Origin of the sequence: Heyndrickxia camelliae, assembly GCF_002844575.1 — a bacterium.
Lineage (GTDB): Bacteria > Bacillota > Bacilli > Bacillales > Bacillaceae_C > Margalitia > Margalitia camelliae.
Genome location: NZ_PIQO01000011.1, coordinates 53,049 through 66,615, shown reverse-complemented (window position 1 = coordinate 66,615; position 13,567 = coordinate 53,049). Strand labels below are relative to the sequence as shown.

The 13,567-nt window shown below is 35.9% G+C and carries 17 protein-coding genes; 13 read left to right on the top strand and 4 right to left on the bottom strand.

Going from position 1 to position 13,567, the window contains the following annotated elements; translation table 11 throughout:
- Positions 1-32: 32 nt before the first annotated feature.
- From CWO92_RS14525 to ald, 9 genes are all read left to right on the top strand, one after another.
- Entirely contained in the window at positions 33-713 is a 681-nt protein-coding gene (locus CWO92_RS14525) for a DUF2953 domain-containing protein (protein WP_101354936.1), read from the top strand.
- A gap of 16 nt (positions 714-729) precedes the next feature.
- Entirely contained in the window at positions 730-1,221 is a 492-nt protein-coding gene (gene ytfJ / locus CWO92_RS14520; protein ID WP_101354935.1) for a GerW family sporulation protein, read from the top strand.
- A 193-nt stretch (positions 1,222-1,414) separates the two neighbouring features.
- Positions 1,415-1,915, top strand: a complete 501-nt coding sequence (tpx, locus tag CWO92_RS14515; RefSeq protein ID WP_101354934.1) for a thiol peroxidase — start codon at positions 1,415-1,417, stop codon at positions 1,913-1,915.
- 57 nt (positions 1,916-1,972) lie between these two features.
- A complete protein-coding gene (locus CWO92_RS14510) occupies positions 1,973-2,962 on the top strand; it encodes a class I SAM-dependent methyltransferase (protein ID WP_101354933.1) in 990 nt (329 codons plus the stop codon).
- 176 nt (positions 2,963-3,138) lie between these two features.
- Positions 3,139-4,329, top strand: coding sequence for an acetate kinase (locus tag CWO92_RS14505; protein WP_101354932.1), 1,191 nt, complete (start codon positions 3,139-3,141; stop codon positions 4,327-4,329).
- A gap of 128 nt (positions 4,330-4,457) precedes the next feature.
- Positions 4,458-5,291, top strand: coding sequence for an EcsC family protein (locus CWO92_RS14500; protein WP_101354931.1), 834 nt, complete (start codon positions 4,458-4,460; stop codon positions 5,289-5,291).
- A gap of 2 nt (positions 5,292-5,293) precedes the next feature.
- Positions 5,294-5,803 (top strand): MogA/MoaB family molybdenum cofactor biosynthesis protein, encoded by a 510-nt coding sequence (locus CWO92_RS14495; RefSeq protein ID WP_101354930.1) that lies wholly within the window; start codon positions 5,294-5,296, stop codon positions 5,801-5,803.
- Between the two features lie 111 nt (positions 5,804-5,914).
- Positions 5,915-6,064, top strand: a complete 150-nt coding sequence (locus CWO92_RS25475; RefSeq protein WP_165786692.1) for a hypothetical protein — start codon at positions 5,915-5,917, stop codon at positions 6,062-6,064.
- 153 nt (positions 6,065-6,217) lie between these two features.
- Complete coding sequence (ald, locus tag CWO92_RS14490) at positions 6,218-7,333, top strand: alanine dehydrogenase (RefSeq protein ID WP_101354929.1); 1,116 nt, start codon at positions 6,218-6,220, stop codon at positions 7,331-7,333.
- Between the two features lie 38 nt (positions 7,334-7,371).
- Here the strand turns inward: ald and CWO92_RS14485 are convergent, their stop codons facing one another.
- Entirely contained in the window at positions 7,372-8,469 is a 1,098-nt protein-coding gene (locus CWO92_RS14485) for a M24 family metallopeptidase (RefSeq protein ID WP_101354928.1), read from the bottom strand.
- 145 nt (positions 8,470-8,614) lie between these two features.
- Between CWO92_RS14485 and CWO92_RS14480 the strand changes: the two genes are divergently transcribed.
- From CWO92_RS14480 to CWO92_RS14470, 3 genes are all read left to right on the top strand, one after another.
- A complete protein-coding gene (locus CWO92_RS14480) occupies positions 8,615-9,295 on the top strand; it encodes a metal-dependent hydrolase (protein WP_101355014.1) in 681 nt (226 codons plus the stop codon).
- Between the two features lie 90 nt (positions 9,296-9,385).
- On the top strand, positions 9,386-9,619 hold the full coding sequence (locus CWO92_RS14475) for a hypothetical protein (protein ID WP_101354927.1): 234 nt from the start codon (positions 9,386-9,388) through the stop codon (positions 9,617-9,619).
- Between the two features lie 101 nt (positions 9,620-9,720).
- Positions 9,721-11,037, top strand: coding sequence for a CBS domain-containing protein (locus CWO92_RS14470; RefSeq protein WP_101354926.1), 1,317 nt, complete (start codon positions 9,721-9,723; stop codon positions 11,035-11,037).
- 29 nt (positions 11,038-11,066) lie between these two features.
- Here the strand turns inward: CWO92_RS14470 and CWO92_RS14465 are convergent, their stop codons facing one another.
- Complete coding sequence (locus tag CWO92_RS14465) at positions 11,067-11,369, bottom strand: YtpI family protein (protein ID WP_101354925.1); 303 nt, start codon at positions 11,367-11,369, stop codon at positions 11,067-11,069.
- A 123-nt stretch (positions 11,370-11,492) separates the two neighbouring features.
- On the opposite strand from CWO92_RS14465, the gene CWO92_RS14460 reads away from it, so the two are divergent.
- On the top strand, positions 11,493-12,446 hold the full coding sequence (locus tag CWO92_RS14460; RefSeq protein ID WP_101354924.1) for a DHH family phosphoesterase: 954 nt from the start codon (positions 11,493-11,495) through the stop codon (positions 12,444-12,446).
- Between the two features lie 7 nt (positions 12,447-12,453).
- Here the strand turns inward: CWO92_RS14460 and ytrI are convergent, their stop codons facing one another.
- Together ytrI and ytrH are read right to left on the bottom strand one after the other, a co-directional pair.
- On the bottom strand, positions 12,454-12,960 hold the full coding sequence (gene ytrI / locus CWO92_RS14455; protein ID WP_101354923.1) for a sporulation membrane protein YtrI: 507 nt from the start codon (positions 12,958-12,960) through the stop codon (positions 12,454-12,456).
- Positions 12,957-13,289, bottom strand: coding sequence for a sporulation membrane protein YtrH (gene ytrH, locus CWO92_RS14450; protein WP_101354922.1), 333 nt, complete (start codon positions 13,287-13,289; stop codon positions 12,957-12,959). The genes ytrI and ytrH overlap by 4 nt, the downstream gene beginning before the upstream one ends.
- Between the last annotated feature and the right edge of the window lie 278 nt (positions 13,290-13,567).

Sequence of the window (13,567 nt, the reverse complement as noted above, 5' to 3'; positions counted from 1 at the left end):
GAAAATGGTAGCCTGAAAGGTTGTGTGCCCTGATGATCGTAACCGTAATTATAATCGGAATTCTTATTCTTTTATTTTTTATTATTTGGTTTACGACTGTCACCATTGTACTAGATTACTCTCATCAACAAGATGATGATCATTTTAGAATAAAAATCAAGGCTTGGAAATTCATTCAACATACTTTTGAGGTACCTGTTGTGAAAGTCGATAAAGATGAACCTAATCTTATTTATAAGTTGAAGAATGAAAATGGAGAGCACGAGACAAATAAAATAACACCTTATGAAGTGAGCAACCGAATCTCTGATTATAATGAACTTTTACACCATGTCTTCGATTTAAGTACGGTTATTCGTAAGTTTTTAAAAACGATAAAGATCAAACAGTTTGAATGGCATTCGGTTATAGGTGTGAAGGATGCTGCTTTAACCGGTATTTTAACGGGAACAGCATGGGCATTAAAAGGAGGAATAGTGGGGTTGCTCAGTAAATATATGAAACTTTTGGTGTATCCTGAAATCTCCATTTATCCATCTTTTCAAATTCCCCTCTCCCAAACAAAGATAAAATGTATGTTTAAAATTCGAATCGGGAATGCTATTTTAGCAGGAATAAAAATATTGAAGTATTGGAGAGGCGGTAAAGGATCATTTAATACAAAGCCTTTATCTATGGTCTCTGAAGATGAAAATAATCATTCCATATCATAAATAAGGAGGAGTCAAAATGAGTGGCCATCCAATTGAAGGCTTAATGACAGCCGCTATGGAAAATTTAAAGGAAATGATAGATGTTAATACTATTATTGGTGACCCTGTTGAAACACCAGATGGAAGTGTTATCTTAACAGTTTCCAAGGTTGGATTTGGGTTTGCTGCTGGTGGCAGTCAATTTAATACTAATGGCAAACCTAATTCTGGTGAGAATAATCAGGGACAACAAGGTGGATCCTCGGGTCTTCCATTTGGAGGAGGAAGCGGTGGAGGTGTTTCAATTACACCGATTGCTTTTCTGATAGTGAATTCGACTGGTGTTAAAATGTTGCATCTTGATGAAAGTACACATCTTCTTGAGAAAATATTAGATGTTGCTCCAGGCGTTGTGGATAAAATTCAATCCATGATGAAAAAGAATAATCAAAACAATCAAAATAACCAAAACTCAAATGGTTGGAAGACACACCAGCCTACCCAACCGAAACAAGATTTTGATTTTTAAGGTACTACTTTTCTAATTCTATGTTTATGATCAAAACAGGATAAACACTATTAATTCGTTATAAAGCAAATAGTCTGCCCTTTATATTAACTCTCGCCATTACCTGGCGAGGTTTTTAATTGGAAAAATAATAAATTCTTCAGTATGATAAGGATAGGAATTGAAATTTTTTTCTTAAGGAGGAATTGAAGAAATGGCATCTGTAACTTTTAAAGGAACCAAAATGACTTTACCCAGTAACGAGGTGAAAGTTGGCGATAAAGCGCCTAATTTTACTGTATTAGCAAATGATTTATCAGAGGTAACACTTGACGATACGAAGGGCTCTGTTCGTATCATTAGTGTTGTTCCATCTATTGATACAGGTGTTTGCGATGCACAAACACGCCGTTTTAACGAGGAAGCATCAAAATTAGATAATGTAAAAGTTTTAACGATTTCTGTTGATTTGCCATTTGCACAAGCTCGTTGGTGTGCAGCTAGCGGTCTTGATAATGTTGTTACATTATCCGATCACCGTGATCTATCATTTGGTGAAGCGTATGGAGTTGTTATGAAGGAATTAAGATTATTAGCAAGATCCGTTTTCGTAGTGGATAGCAATGATACGGTTACATATGTAGAATACGTAAGTGAGGGAACAAATCATCCTGATTACGATAAAGCATTAGAAGCTGCAAAACAAGCCAAATAAGGTTATTTTAACCCCGATTTTAAATCGGGGTCTACTATTGTAGGAGGATAATTTTTAATGAAGTTAGAAGGTATAGAAATAATTTTTAATGTTTTAAATGAAACAGCAGAGATTTTGCAAGCCGAACTTTCTTGCTCTTATTTAGAGGCTTTGGCAGAAACAGGGGAAAATCTTTTTCATGAAGATATTCTCCAAGAGGAACTGAGTGAGCTTACCACAAAAAGACTCAAAAAAATATATAGTGAAATCGCATTGAATCAGTTCACTAATGAACAAATTCGTAAAGGCTATCAATTGGCAATCTTAAAAGGGATGAAGGACAGTGTCCAACCAAACCATCAAATGACACCTGATTCTATTGGGCTTTTTCTAGGTTACTTAGTCAATAAGTTTTATGAAAACTCTAAATCCCTTTCATTGTTTGATCCTGCAGTCGGAACGGGGAATCTGCTAACTACCATATTAAATCACTTGACCTCAAAAGAAATTCACTCTATCGGGGTAGATGTAGATGACCTCCTAATCAAGCTTGCCTATATTGGAGCAAATTTACAAAGACAACCTATTCAATTTTTTCATCAGGATTCGTTGCAACCTTTGTTTATAGACCCTGTAGATGCTGTTGTTTGTGATTTGCCAGTTGGTTATTATCCGAATGATGAAGGGGCACAAAAATATCAATTAAAAGCCGAAGACGGTCATTCTTATGCCCATCATTTATTCATTGAGCAAAGCATCCATCATATTAAGCCGGGTGGATATTTATTCTTTCTCATTCCAAATAATTTATTTGAATCGACGGAAGCTCCTAAACTTCATGTCTATTTACAAGAACATGTCCATATTCAAGGCATATTACAGCTACCGCTATCGATGTTTAAAAATCAACAGGCGGCAAAGAGTATATTTATTTTACAGAAAAAGTCAGAAAATGTAAAAGCTCCGAAACAAGTGCTTTTTGCATCATTGCCTACACTTTCCAATCAGCAATCCATGGGAAGTATACTTCAAAAGATTGATAAGTGGTTTGCGGAAAATAAAAATTAAACCGGTTATTTAACACCGGTTTATATTTTTTGTGAAGATTTGTATATATTTTTTAAAAGTGTAACCGATTGCAATTAAGGCTTTAGCTTGATAATCAATTTTTATCATGTTTAAATGAATCGTATAGATAAAAACATCGGACAAAAGTTGACTTAAGCAAAGAAGGGACGGTATCAATGTCAAAAATAATTGCAATAAATGCCGGAAGTTCTTCCTTAAAGTTTCAATTATTTGAAATGCCAGAGGAGAAAGTAATTACAAAAGGTCTTATTGAGCGTATCGGTTTGAACGATTCCATTTTTACTATAACGGTTAATGATGAAAAACAAACGGAAATTTTTGATATACCAAATCATGAAGTAGCAGTTAAATTAATCTTGGAAAAGCTGACATCCCTCGGAATTATTAAATCCCTTAACGAGATTAATGGTGTTGGGCATAGGGTAGTTCATGGAGGGGAAGTTTTCTATGATTCTGTTTTAATAAATGATGAGGTTACTAGACAGTTAGAGGATTTATCTGAATTAGCACCTCTTCATAATCCTGCAAATATTGTTGGTATCAAGGCTTTTCAAAACGCATTACCTAATGTTCCGGCTGTAGCAGTCTTTGATACAGCATTTCATCAAACAATGCCGGAAAGTTCATTTTTATATAGCTTACCGTATGAATATTATAAAAAGTATGGGATACGGAAATATGGGTTTCATGGAACATCTCATAAGTATGTATCCACACGCGCTTCCGAAATGTTAGGGCGACCAATTGAGCAATTAAGATTAATCTCCTGTCATCTTGGAAATGGGGCAAGTATTGCCGCAATAGAAGGCGGAAAGTCCATCGATACTTCAATGGGCTTTACTCCTTTAGCAGGTGTTGCAATGGGAACACGATCCGGAAATATCGACCCAGCACTTATTCCATTCATCATGGAGAAAACAGGGAAAACAGTAGATGAAGTACTGCATGTCCTAAATAAGCAATCCGGATTACTTGGTATTTCCGGTTTTTCGAGCGACCTTCGTGATATAGAATCACAGGCTTCAGAAGGAAATGAGCGTGCTGATTTAGCTCTGGAAATTTTCGCCAATCGAATTCATAAATACATTGGTACTTATGCAGCGAAAATGTCTGGTGTGGATGCGATTATTTTCACGGCTGGAATTGGTGAAAATAGTGTCCTTGTCAGAGAAAAAGTTTTGCGCGGACTAGAGTTTATGGGAGTATATTGGGATCCCAAATTAAATCAGACACGTGGAAAAGAATCATTCATTAGTTATCCGCATTCTCCTGTAAAAGTAATGGTAATTCCGACAAATGAAGAAGTAATGATAGCAAGAGATGTATTGCGAATTGCCTCCATATAGAAATGAAAAGGGTACAACCTTCTAATTATTAAGGTTGTACCTTTTTGTTTTCTTTCCCAGCACGATTCTCTTTTGTTATACTTATTATAATAGAAAAATATTCCTTGAAGATGAGGTGAATGGCAAGGATGTCTTGGACGAACAATGAACGAAAAGTTTGGGAGGATATTGAGCATTGGATTCAATCCTTTCAAACATATGAAGAAAATGATTTTCAGAATCTCTATGGTAAATGGGTGGATAAGGCTGTTTCTGCTATACCGGAAAGCTTGACAGAACCTTTTTTCGAAAAGCTGGATACATGGCTGTTTCATTTACATTCCCTTCTTCAAGGTATGCAGATACAGGAGGAAGCCAGAGAGAGAATTCTAAAATCAGCGAAAGCCTTTGATGATTCCATTTTAAGCATTGAAGATATGAAAAAACTATCGATTGATCAATTATCCTACATAGCAGATCAGCATGTTTCACGCCATAAGGTTTATTCTTTGCTACAAGGCGGGATGACTGCTACAGGGCAGCCAATTTTTGTGAGTTCTGATTTTTTAGCCTTAGTTTTAATAAATTTACGGTCGGTACAATTAACAGCAATCACTTATGGGTATGATGTGCGGAAGCCATTTGAAATGATGACAGCTTTAAAAGTTTTTCATGCTGCTTCTCTTCCGAATCGTTTAAGAGGAAGCGGTTGGGATAATTTAACGAATGACTTGGAAGAACAACATTCTTTATATTTTTATGAAGGTATGGAAAAGGTGATGGATTATAGGTGGTTGGAAGAGCCATTTAAACAATTAATGAAAGTATTTTTTATTTCGCTTTTTAATAAAAAAGCTTCGAAGTCATCTTTTGTTTCACTAGCACTTGGGGCGGGCATTAATTATCAATTTTCACGAAAAGTAAATCAATTCGCAGAAAAGTATTACCAATATAGATTTCTACTTGATAAAAGGAACGATTGAATATGAGTGTGGATGAACATAAACAAGCTCCTAAACGCGTGACCTGTGCTGTTATTACTGTTAGTGATTCAAGAAATGCTGAAAATGACAAAAGCGGAAAACTGATGAAGAAACTTTTAATCGAGAATGGCCATCAAGTGGGATATTATCAAATTATCAAGGATGAAGGGGATGAGATAAGAAGAGCTATTCATACAGCTATGGAAAACAGCCATATTAAAGTTATTCTCCTTAATGGAGGAACAGGAATTGCGAAACGGGATGTAACCATCGAAACAGTCTCATGTCTTTTTGAAAAGGAAATTGTTGGTTTCGGTGAATTATTTCGAATGCTTAGTTATATGGAAGATATTGGTTCCGCTGCTATGCTATCCAGAGCAATAGCTGGCACTTATCGGAACTGTATTATTTTTTCAACTCCAGGTTCTACAGGTGCTGTTCAATTGGCAATGGAGAAACTTATCTTACCTGAACTTCATCATGTTGTACGTGAAATCGAAAAGGATAGATAGCCTCATACTTTGTTTTTAGATTACCTTCTATTTTTTACCTTTATCATTTTCGGATATTTTATCATCCTTTACCGAAAATAATAGGGTATTTAAAATGGGAGGCTGTATATAATGAAAAAGCAGGAATATAATAAAAATCTTACTTATGATGAACAAGCAATTGAAGAGACAACAAATCAAATTAGGGATGCTTATGCCAGTGGGGTTGTTGATCAGCCGGATGGACAATTTCATATCTATGGTCAAGATGATGAGAATTAGGAATTAAACCGCCAAGAAGGCGGTTTTTTCTATTATTTTTACAAGTAAAAGAAAATTTAATAGGAAAATACGAATATATTTGTTAAAATGAAAGTGCTTTCTAAAAATTACTTTTTTAATATATTATACATATATTATAAGGAGGTCTATCCTATGCGTATTGGGGTACCAAAGGAAATTAAAAATAATGAAAATCGTGTCGCAATGACTCCAGCAGGTGTTGTTACATTAACAAAAGCTGGGCATGAGGTTTTTATTGAAACTGGGGCAGGATCAGGATCGGGATTTATTGATGGAGACTATGCACAGGCTGGAGCAAAAATTGTGCAAACCGCTGAAGAAGCTTGGTCCATGGATATGGTCATGAAGGTAAAAGAACCTTTACAAAGTGAATATAAGTATTTTAGAGAAGGGCTTATTCTATTTACATACTTACATCTTGCTGCTGAACCAGAACTAACAAAAGCATTATTAGAAAGCAAAGTAATTGGTATTGCATATGAAACAGTGCAGCTACCAAATCGTTCATTACCACTATTAACACCAATGAGTGAGGTTGCAGGAAGGATGGCTCCGCAAATTGGTGCTCAATTCCTTGAGAAAAATCATGGGGGAAAAGGAATCCTGCTTTCCGGTGTGCCTGGTGTACAAAGAGGAAAAGTTACCATCATTGGAGGTGGCATGGCTGGAACAAATGCAGCTAAAATGGCAGTTGGTTTAGGTGCGGAAGTTACAGTGATTGACTTAAACCCGGATCGCCTGCGTCAGCTTGACGATATTTTCGGAAGCGAAATTACAACCTTAATGTCCAATCCATATAATATTGCGGAATCTGTTAAAGATGCTGATCTCGTAATCGGAGCAGTACTTATTCCGGGTGCAAAAGCTCCAAAACTTGTAACAGAGGAAATGATAGCTTCTATGAAACCTGGTTCCGTAGTGGTGGATATTGCTATTGATCAAGGTGGTATTTTCGAAACAAGTGATCGAATTACAACACATGATAATCCAACATATGAGAAACATGGTGTTGTTCACTATGCTGTTGCTAACATGCCTGGTGCGGTTCCACGTACATCAACGATTGCATTAACAAATGTAACTGTTCCATATGCATTACAAATCGCAAATAAAGGATATAAACAAGCTTGCCTAGATAATGAACCATTATTTAAAGGTATTAATACAATAAATGGTAATTGTACGTATCAAGCAGTTGCAGACTCTCTTCAACTTGAATATGTTGATGCGAAAACATTACTTCAATAATCCCCAAAAAAATCCACCCATATCGGGTGGATTTTAGATTACTTAATTATCTGTAACGTTTTATCAAACGAAGTTAACACATCTACTCCATTTTTTGTAACAAAAACATCGTCTTCAATTCGAACCCCAGCAACACCCGGTACATAAATTCCAGGTTCAATGGTGAATACCATACCTTCTTTTAAGACAAGCTCATTCGTATTCGTAACAGAAGGATATTCATGGACACCTATTCCTAATCCATGCCCTAAACGATGAGTGAAATATTCACCATACCCTGCATCTGTAATAATATCCCGAGCAAGCTGATCTAGTTCTTTTGCTTTTATCCCAGCTTTAACCGCTTTAACGGCTTCTTCTTCTGCTTTCAGCACCGTATGATAAATCTTATTCTGTTCATCATTGATATGATCATAAGCAACTGTTCTTGTAATATCGGAGCAATAGCCTTCATACACAACTCCCAAATCAAATAATACAAGATCGCCTTTTTTTATTTTTGTTAATCCAGGATTGCCGTGTGGTGATGCGGCGTTATTACCCGTTAATACCATTGTGTCAAAAGACATTTGGGAGATTCCTTTTTTCTTTAGTTCATATTCAATGGCTGCTATGATATCAAGTTCAGTTTTTCCCTCAGCAATTTCGTTTATGCCAACTTGTACAGCAAAATCAGCGTATTCCGCTGCCTTTTTTAAAATGCTTTTTTCCTTTTCATCCTTCACTAGACGAAGCTCGCGCAGCTTTTCTTCTGCTGCAACAAAGGAAGCATTGGAAAATCTCTTCAGAATTTCCTCATAACGTTGGAGATTAATATGCTCTTTTTCTAAAGCAATTCTTTGTATTTTGTTTACTCGACTATTTATGTTTTTAGCAACAATATCCCAGGCATTCTCTGTATCGGAACATCCAATTACTTCATATTCCCAGCCTGAATGTTTTGCATCATTTACATCTAAGGCAGGACATATTAAAAATGGTTCTTTATCTTGAAACACAGCCACACCAAGTAAACGTTCATGGGGATCACTATTAAATCCACTTAAGTAAAAAACATTCTCAGAAGAAGTGATGAATGCTGCATCAATGTTTTGCGCTTTTAACCATTCCGTTAAACTTTGTAATCGTTGATTCACTACGGTCATCTCCTTAAATAGGTTCTTCTTTAGAATAGCAAAATTCCAGAAGTTATTCTATTATTTAAAATGGAAGGATGCAGGAGGAAATATCAGCATGTTTCCCGAAATAGATAAGGATAAAGATATAGGAGGAGTGAAGAAAGTGAAAGTTTCTTACCATGGACATTCTGTTATAAAAATTGAAACAAATGGAAAAACCATTTTGTTTGATCCTTTTATTAATGGCAATTCCCAAACCGATTTAAAAGCAGAGAATGAAAATCCAGATGTGATTATTTTGACCCATGGCCATAATGACCACGTTGGGGATACTGTGGAAATTGCTAAGAGAAGCGGTGCTCTGGTCATTGGAAATGATGAAATTGCCACCTATATGGCATGGCAGGGTTTAAAGACTCACCCCTTACATATTGGCGGTTCTAGAGAATTTGACTTTGGGCGGGTTAAACTGACCCAAGCATTTCATGGTTCCTCTTATTACACAGAGGATAAACAAATCATATATTTAGGAGAACCAGCAGGAGTTCTGCTGATGGCAGAAGGCAAAACAATTTATCATGCAGGTGATACGGCATTATTTTCGGATATGAAGCTTATTGGGGAGAGACATCCTATTGATCTAGCGTTCTTGCCAATTGGAGATAACTTTACAATGGGACCGGAAGATGCTGCTTATGCTGCTTCCTTGTTGAAAGCAAAAACAGTAGTGCCTATTCATTACAATACGTTCCCACCTATTCAACAAGATCCTGCGAAATTTATTGAACTCTTAGAGGGACAAAATGGCAAGATCATGAATGCTGGGGATATGATCGAATTATAAAAACGACCTATATTAAGGTCGTTTTTTTGTGCACTTTTAACGATTGGACGCATAGAATAAAACAAGCCTTAAAAAGATGGAGGTATTATTATGAAAAAAAATAGATATTTACTTTGTCTTTTACTTGCAGCAGCTTTAATGTATTATGCGGTTCCAAAATTGCCGTTTGCAGCAACAGGTACTAGTGGATTATTTGCGTGTGTTTGGCTTGGATTTGCTCTCCTAGTGATTGCAGGAAACCTTTCAGGACTGCTATTTTCACCGAAGAAAAAATCCTATAAAGGGAGAGAAATTCAGTCTAAAAAAAGGATCAGATCATATTAAAAGGTTATATAATTATGACTCCTGCCTCTAAATAATTGAATTACCAAGCTTTTCACTTTATAATGAGCATAAATATTGTGGCGGGAGATAGGGTGAAGAGCTTGGCAACAAAACATGAACAAATTTTGCACTACATAGATACTCTGCCAATTGGAGAGAAGATTTCCGTAAGGCAAATAGCAAAAGCATTGAATGTCAGTGAAGGAACAGCATACAGAGCAATTAAAGATGCGGAAAACAAGGGATATGTCAGTACGATTGAACGTGTCGGAACTATTCGGATTGAAAGAAAGAAAAAGGAAAATATTGAAAAACTTACATTTGCGGAAGTGGTAAATATTATTGATGGACAAGTCCTGGGTGGAAAATCAGGGCTTCATAAAACATTAAATAAATTTGTCATTGGTGCAATGAAATTAGAAGCAATGATGAAGTATACAGATGCAGGCAGTTTATTAATTGTGGGAAATCGTACTAACGCTCATGAATTGGCATTGCGAGCTGGCGCAGCAGTTCTTATTACCGGTGGTTTTGATACAGATGAACACGTGAAGAAACTTGCGGATGAACTTGAACTTCCCATTTTATCTACCAGTTTCGATACATTCACAGTTGCAACGATGATCAATCGTGCTATTTACGACCAACTAATAAAAAAAGAAATCATTTTAGTAGAAGATATACTAACACCATTAACCGAAACCATTTATCTAAAAATAAATGAAAAGGTAGAAAACTGGTATGAAAAAAAGCGTCATACCACACATAGTCGATTTCCTGTAGTGGACGCTCAAATGAAGGTTCAGGGGATAGTAACTGCTAAGGACATTATTGAGCAAGATAGTTTCGTTCCTATTGAAAAGGTTATGACCAAAAATCCAATAACCGTTAGTTTGAAAACAAGCTTAACCTCTGCCAGTCATATGATGATTTGGGAAGGAATTGAAATGATTCCTGTTGTTGATGATTATCAGCGTCTTCAAGGAATTATTAGCAGACAGGATATTTTAAAAGCGCTGCAAATGACACAACGACAGCCTCAAGTCGGCGAAACAATTGACGATATTATCACGACACGACTTGATTCCACTTCGGTAAAAAATCAGGATGGAGAAAGTTATTATTTTGAGGTCTCTCCTCAAATGACAAATCCACTTGGAACCATTTCCTATGGCGTATTCACGACGCTGCTATATGAGGCTACCAGCAGAAAATTGCGCCAACAAAAAAAAGAAGATATTATCATTGAAAATATGACTGTCTATTTTATAAAGCCTGTTCAGATTGAAAGTACAATAGAAATTATTCCAAAGGTACTGGAAGTAGGAAGGAAATTTGGTAAGGTGGATGTAGAGGTATACCATGAAGGGATTTTAGTTGGAAAAGCACTATTGACTTGCCAGCTTATTGACCGTTAAAAAAAGCCGCTTCTACAGAAGCGGATCTTTTAGCTATTTAATTCCTCCATCTCCTTCAAGGCAAATGGTCTATAATATTTAAACGCTTTAAAGCCTGTCCACGCACTAAGAAAGCCGATGATGATGAAAATAGCAGCAACTATGTAAGTAGTTGTGGTGTGATAGAGAAACAATTGGTTGATTCCGAAAAAACCAACAAATAACCCAAGTGCAATACTAGATTTTCCTGATAAATACTTTCTTTCCATTTGCAATCTGCTACGTACATATTTCACTTTATAATAAATATAAAATGAGAAAGAAAAAACAATTAGCAATACTAATATAATCATGATTTATCCTCCAAAATCAAATATTAGGCAAGTAGAAATATACAAAATATATTGTAACGGTAAATACTAGAAATATCTACAAAGGATATATGAATTCCATGACAAATTAGCGAAGGTGAGCAAATGAAACAAGAAATTCTTGAAACTATCAAACAATATGAGACCATAATTATTCATCGGCATGTACGGCCAGACCCTGATGCATACGGTTCACAAGGAGGTCTTGCTGAAATTTTAAAAGCATCCTTTCCAGAAAAAAATATTTATGCAGTGGGTAAGCCAGAACCAACATTAGAGTTTTTAAGAACTCTTGATACTATTCAAGATGAAGTATATAAAGGTGCGTTAGTGATTGTTTGTGATACGGCAAACAAAGAAAGAATTTGTGATGATCGATATACATTAGGGGATAAGCTAATCAAAATTGACCATCATCCAAATGAAGATCCATATGGAGATTTATTATGGGTAGATACGAACGCATCCTCTGTAAGCGAAATGATCTTTGAATTTTATTTATTCGGTAAGGACAAAGGATTAAAAATAACAAATGAGGCTGCAAGGCTTATATATGGAGGAATTGTTGGAGATACGGGGCGTTTTCTGTATCCCAGTACGACACAAAGGACATTCGATTATGCTGGAGAATTAATTCGTTATTCATTTGACAGAAATGAACTCTACAATAAGATGTATGAATTAGATCCTAAGGTAGTAAAGCTGCAAGGCTATGTTCTGCAAAACTTTGAGGTATTGGATAATGGGGCTGCAATCGTCATGTTGAAAAAAGAGATGCTTCGAGAATATAATGTTGTTCCATCAGAGGCATCCCAGCTAGTTAGTATGTTAGGAAATATAAAAGGTATCTGTGCATGGTGTTTTTTTATAGAAGAAGAGGATCAAATCAGAGTAAGACTTCGTTCAAAAGGACCTATTATTAATAAAATTGCCCGTAAATATAATGGCGGAGGTCATCCACTTGCGGCAGGCGCCTCCATTTATTCATGGGACGAAGCACAAAACGTCATGAAGGATTTGGTAGAAGTTTGCAAAGATAGTAAAGCCTCCTCTGTTTGAGGCTTTACTAGTCCGCTAACTTTAGCTCTAGTTCAATTTGGAAGCTTGAATAATAATTTATTTCCCTTATCACCAGCTTATAACGGCGATTATTAATTCTTAACGTTTTATTTTCAATCGCTTTATGAATTAATTCCTTATGTTGATAAACCGTATTTATATCCTTGAGTAGAATGGACCTCAAGTCTTCCTTAATCTCTTCTTCTGTTTCAAAAATGCTATGGGAATCCTTGATTCCGTATTTTTCGTACCCTTTGATTTTTACATTCACACTTTGGATAATTAACATATCTGTATTTTTTTTCGAAAGCTTCTTCCACTCATCCTGCCATATTTTTATTTCATCTTTGAGGTCCTTAATAATGGAATCCTGGGTTTTGATTTTTATTGACTGCTTCTCTTGCAATGTCCCATACATGAACAGAAAGATTACCCAGCTAATACAGCCGCCAATTACAATTCCTACAATAAATCTTTGCCAATCCGGTTTTCGATGTAAGGTTGGGACTCTCATTGGACATGCTCCTGAGTTAACCATGAGATAATGATGGAAGCGGAATTTGCCCCACCCATAGCAGATAAAATAAGCAAAAATTGCCTTACAATATCCTTTGTCCCACCATCCAAAAATCCCTTTTCAAAACTATAAACGGTGTCAAAGGTACCGCCGATCGCCGCAATAATTGCCCAAATTCTCAAGGTGCTAGAAATCCTCGAAATTTCGGTAAGCAGAGGCTGTCCGGTAATAAAGGATGCTAAGCCGCCAATTAAAGTCCCTCCAATCATGACACCAAAACCGATAAAAAAGCTATTAAAGAATGCTGGAAAAAATGCTTCATTCACTTAAAAACCATCCCCTGATATTATCCTTTACTACACTATATGGGACAACATGACAGTATATGTGATGAAATAAAAATCTTATATTAGATAAAAAGGGTATTTTCGAATATAACAACAGAAAAGTGGGGATGAGAACATATTTTCTTTTTTGTTTATCTCGATTTATAATGAAGGATATATAGTGTTTATGGTCGGTACTCTTATTGGCAGTATAAACATCAGCAATGTGGACAAGAGATTAATTAAAAATATAAAAGAAGTAAAAAGGTGGGAGAAAG

Coding starts and splice junctions, on each gene's coding strand:
- CWO92_RS14500 (WP_101354931.1), top strand. CDS start 4,458: ATGTCTTGGACGAACAATGAACGAAAAGTTTGGGAGGATATTGAGCAT.
- CWO92_RS14495 (WP_101354930.1), top strand. CDS start 5,294: ATGAGTGTGGATGAACATAAACAAGCTCCTAAACGCGTGACCTGTGCT.
- CWO92_RS25475 (WP_165786692.1), top strand. CDS start 5,915: ATGAAAAAGCAGGAATATAATAAAAATCTTACTTATGATGAACAAGCA.
- tpx (WP_101354934.1), top strand. CDS start 1,415: ATGGCATCTGTAACTTTTAAAGGAACCAAAATGACTTTACCCAGTAAC.
- ald (WP_101354929.1), top strand. CDS start 6,218: ATGCGTATTGGGGTACCAAAGGAAATTAAAAATAATGAAAATCGTGTC.
- ytrI (WP_101354923.1), bottom strand. CDS start 12,960: ATGAGAGTCCCAACCTTACATCGAAAACCGGATTGGCAAAGATTTATT.
- CWO92_RS14525 (WP_101354936.1), top strand. CDS start 33: ATGATCGTAACCGTAATTATAATCGGAATTCTTATTCTTTTATTTTTT.
- CWO92_RS14505 (WP_101354932.1), top strand. CDS start 3,139: ATGTCAAAAATAATTGCAATAAATGCCGGAAGTTCTTCCTTAAAGTTT.
- ytfJ (WP_101354935.1), top strand. CDS start 730: ATGAGTGGCCATCCAATTGAAGGCTTAATGACAGCCGCTATGGAAAAT.
- CWO92_RS14460 (WP_101354924.1), top strand. CDS start 11,493: ATGAAACAAGAAATTCTTGAAACTATCAAACAATATGAGACCATAATT.
- CWO92_RS14510 (WP_101354933.1), top strand. CDS start 1,973: ATGAAGTTAGAAGGTATAGAAATAATTTTTAATGTTTTAAATGAAACA.
- CWO92_RS14465 (WP_101354925.1), bottom strand. CDS start 11,369: ATGATTATATTAGTATTGCTAATTGTTTTTTCTTTCTCATTTTATATT.
- CWO92_RS14475 (WP_101354927.1), top strand. CDS start 9,386: ATGAAAAAAAATAGATATTTACTTTGTCTTTTACTTGCAGCAGCTTTA.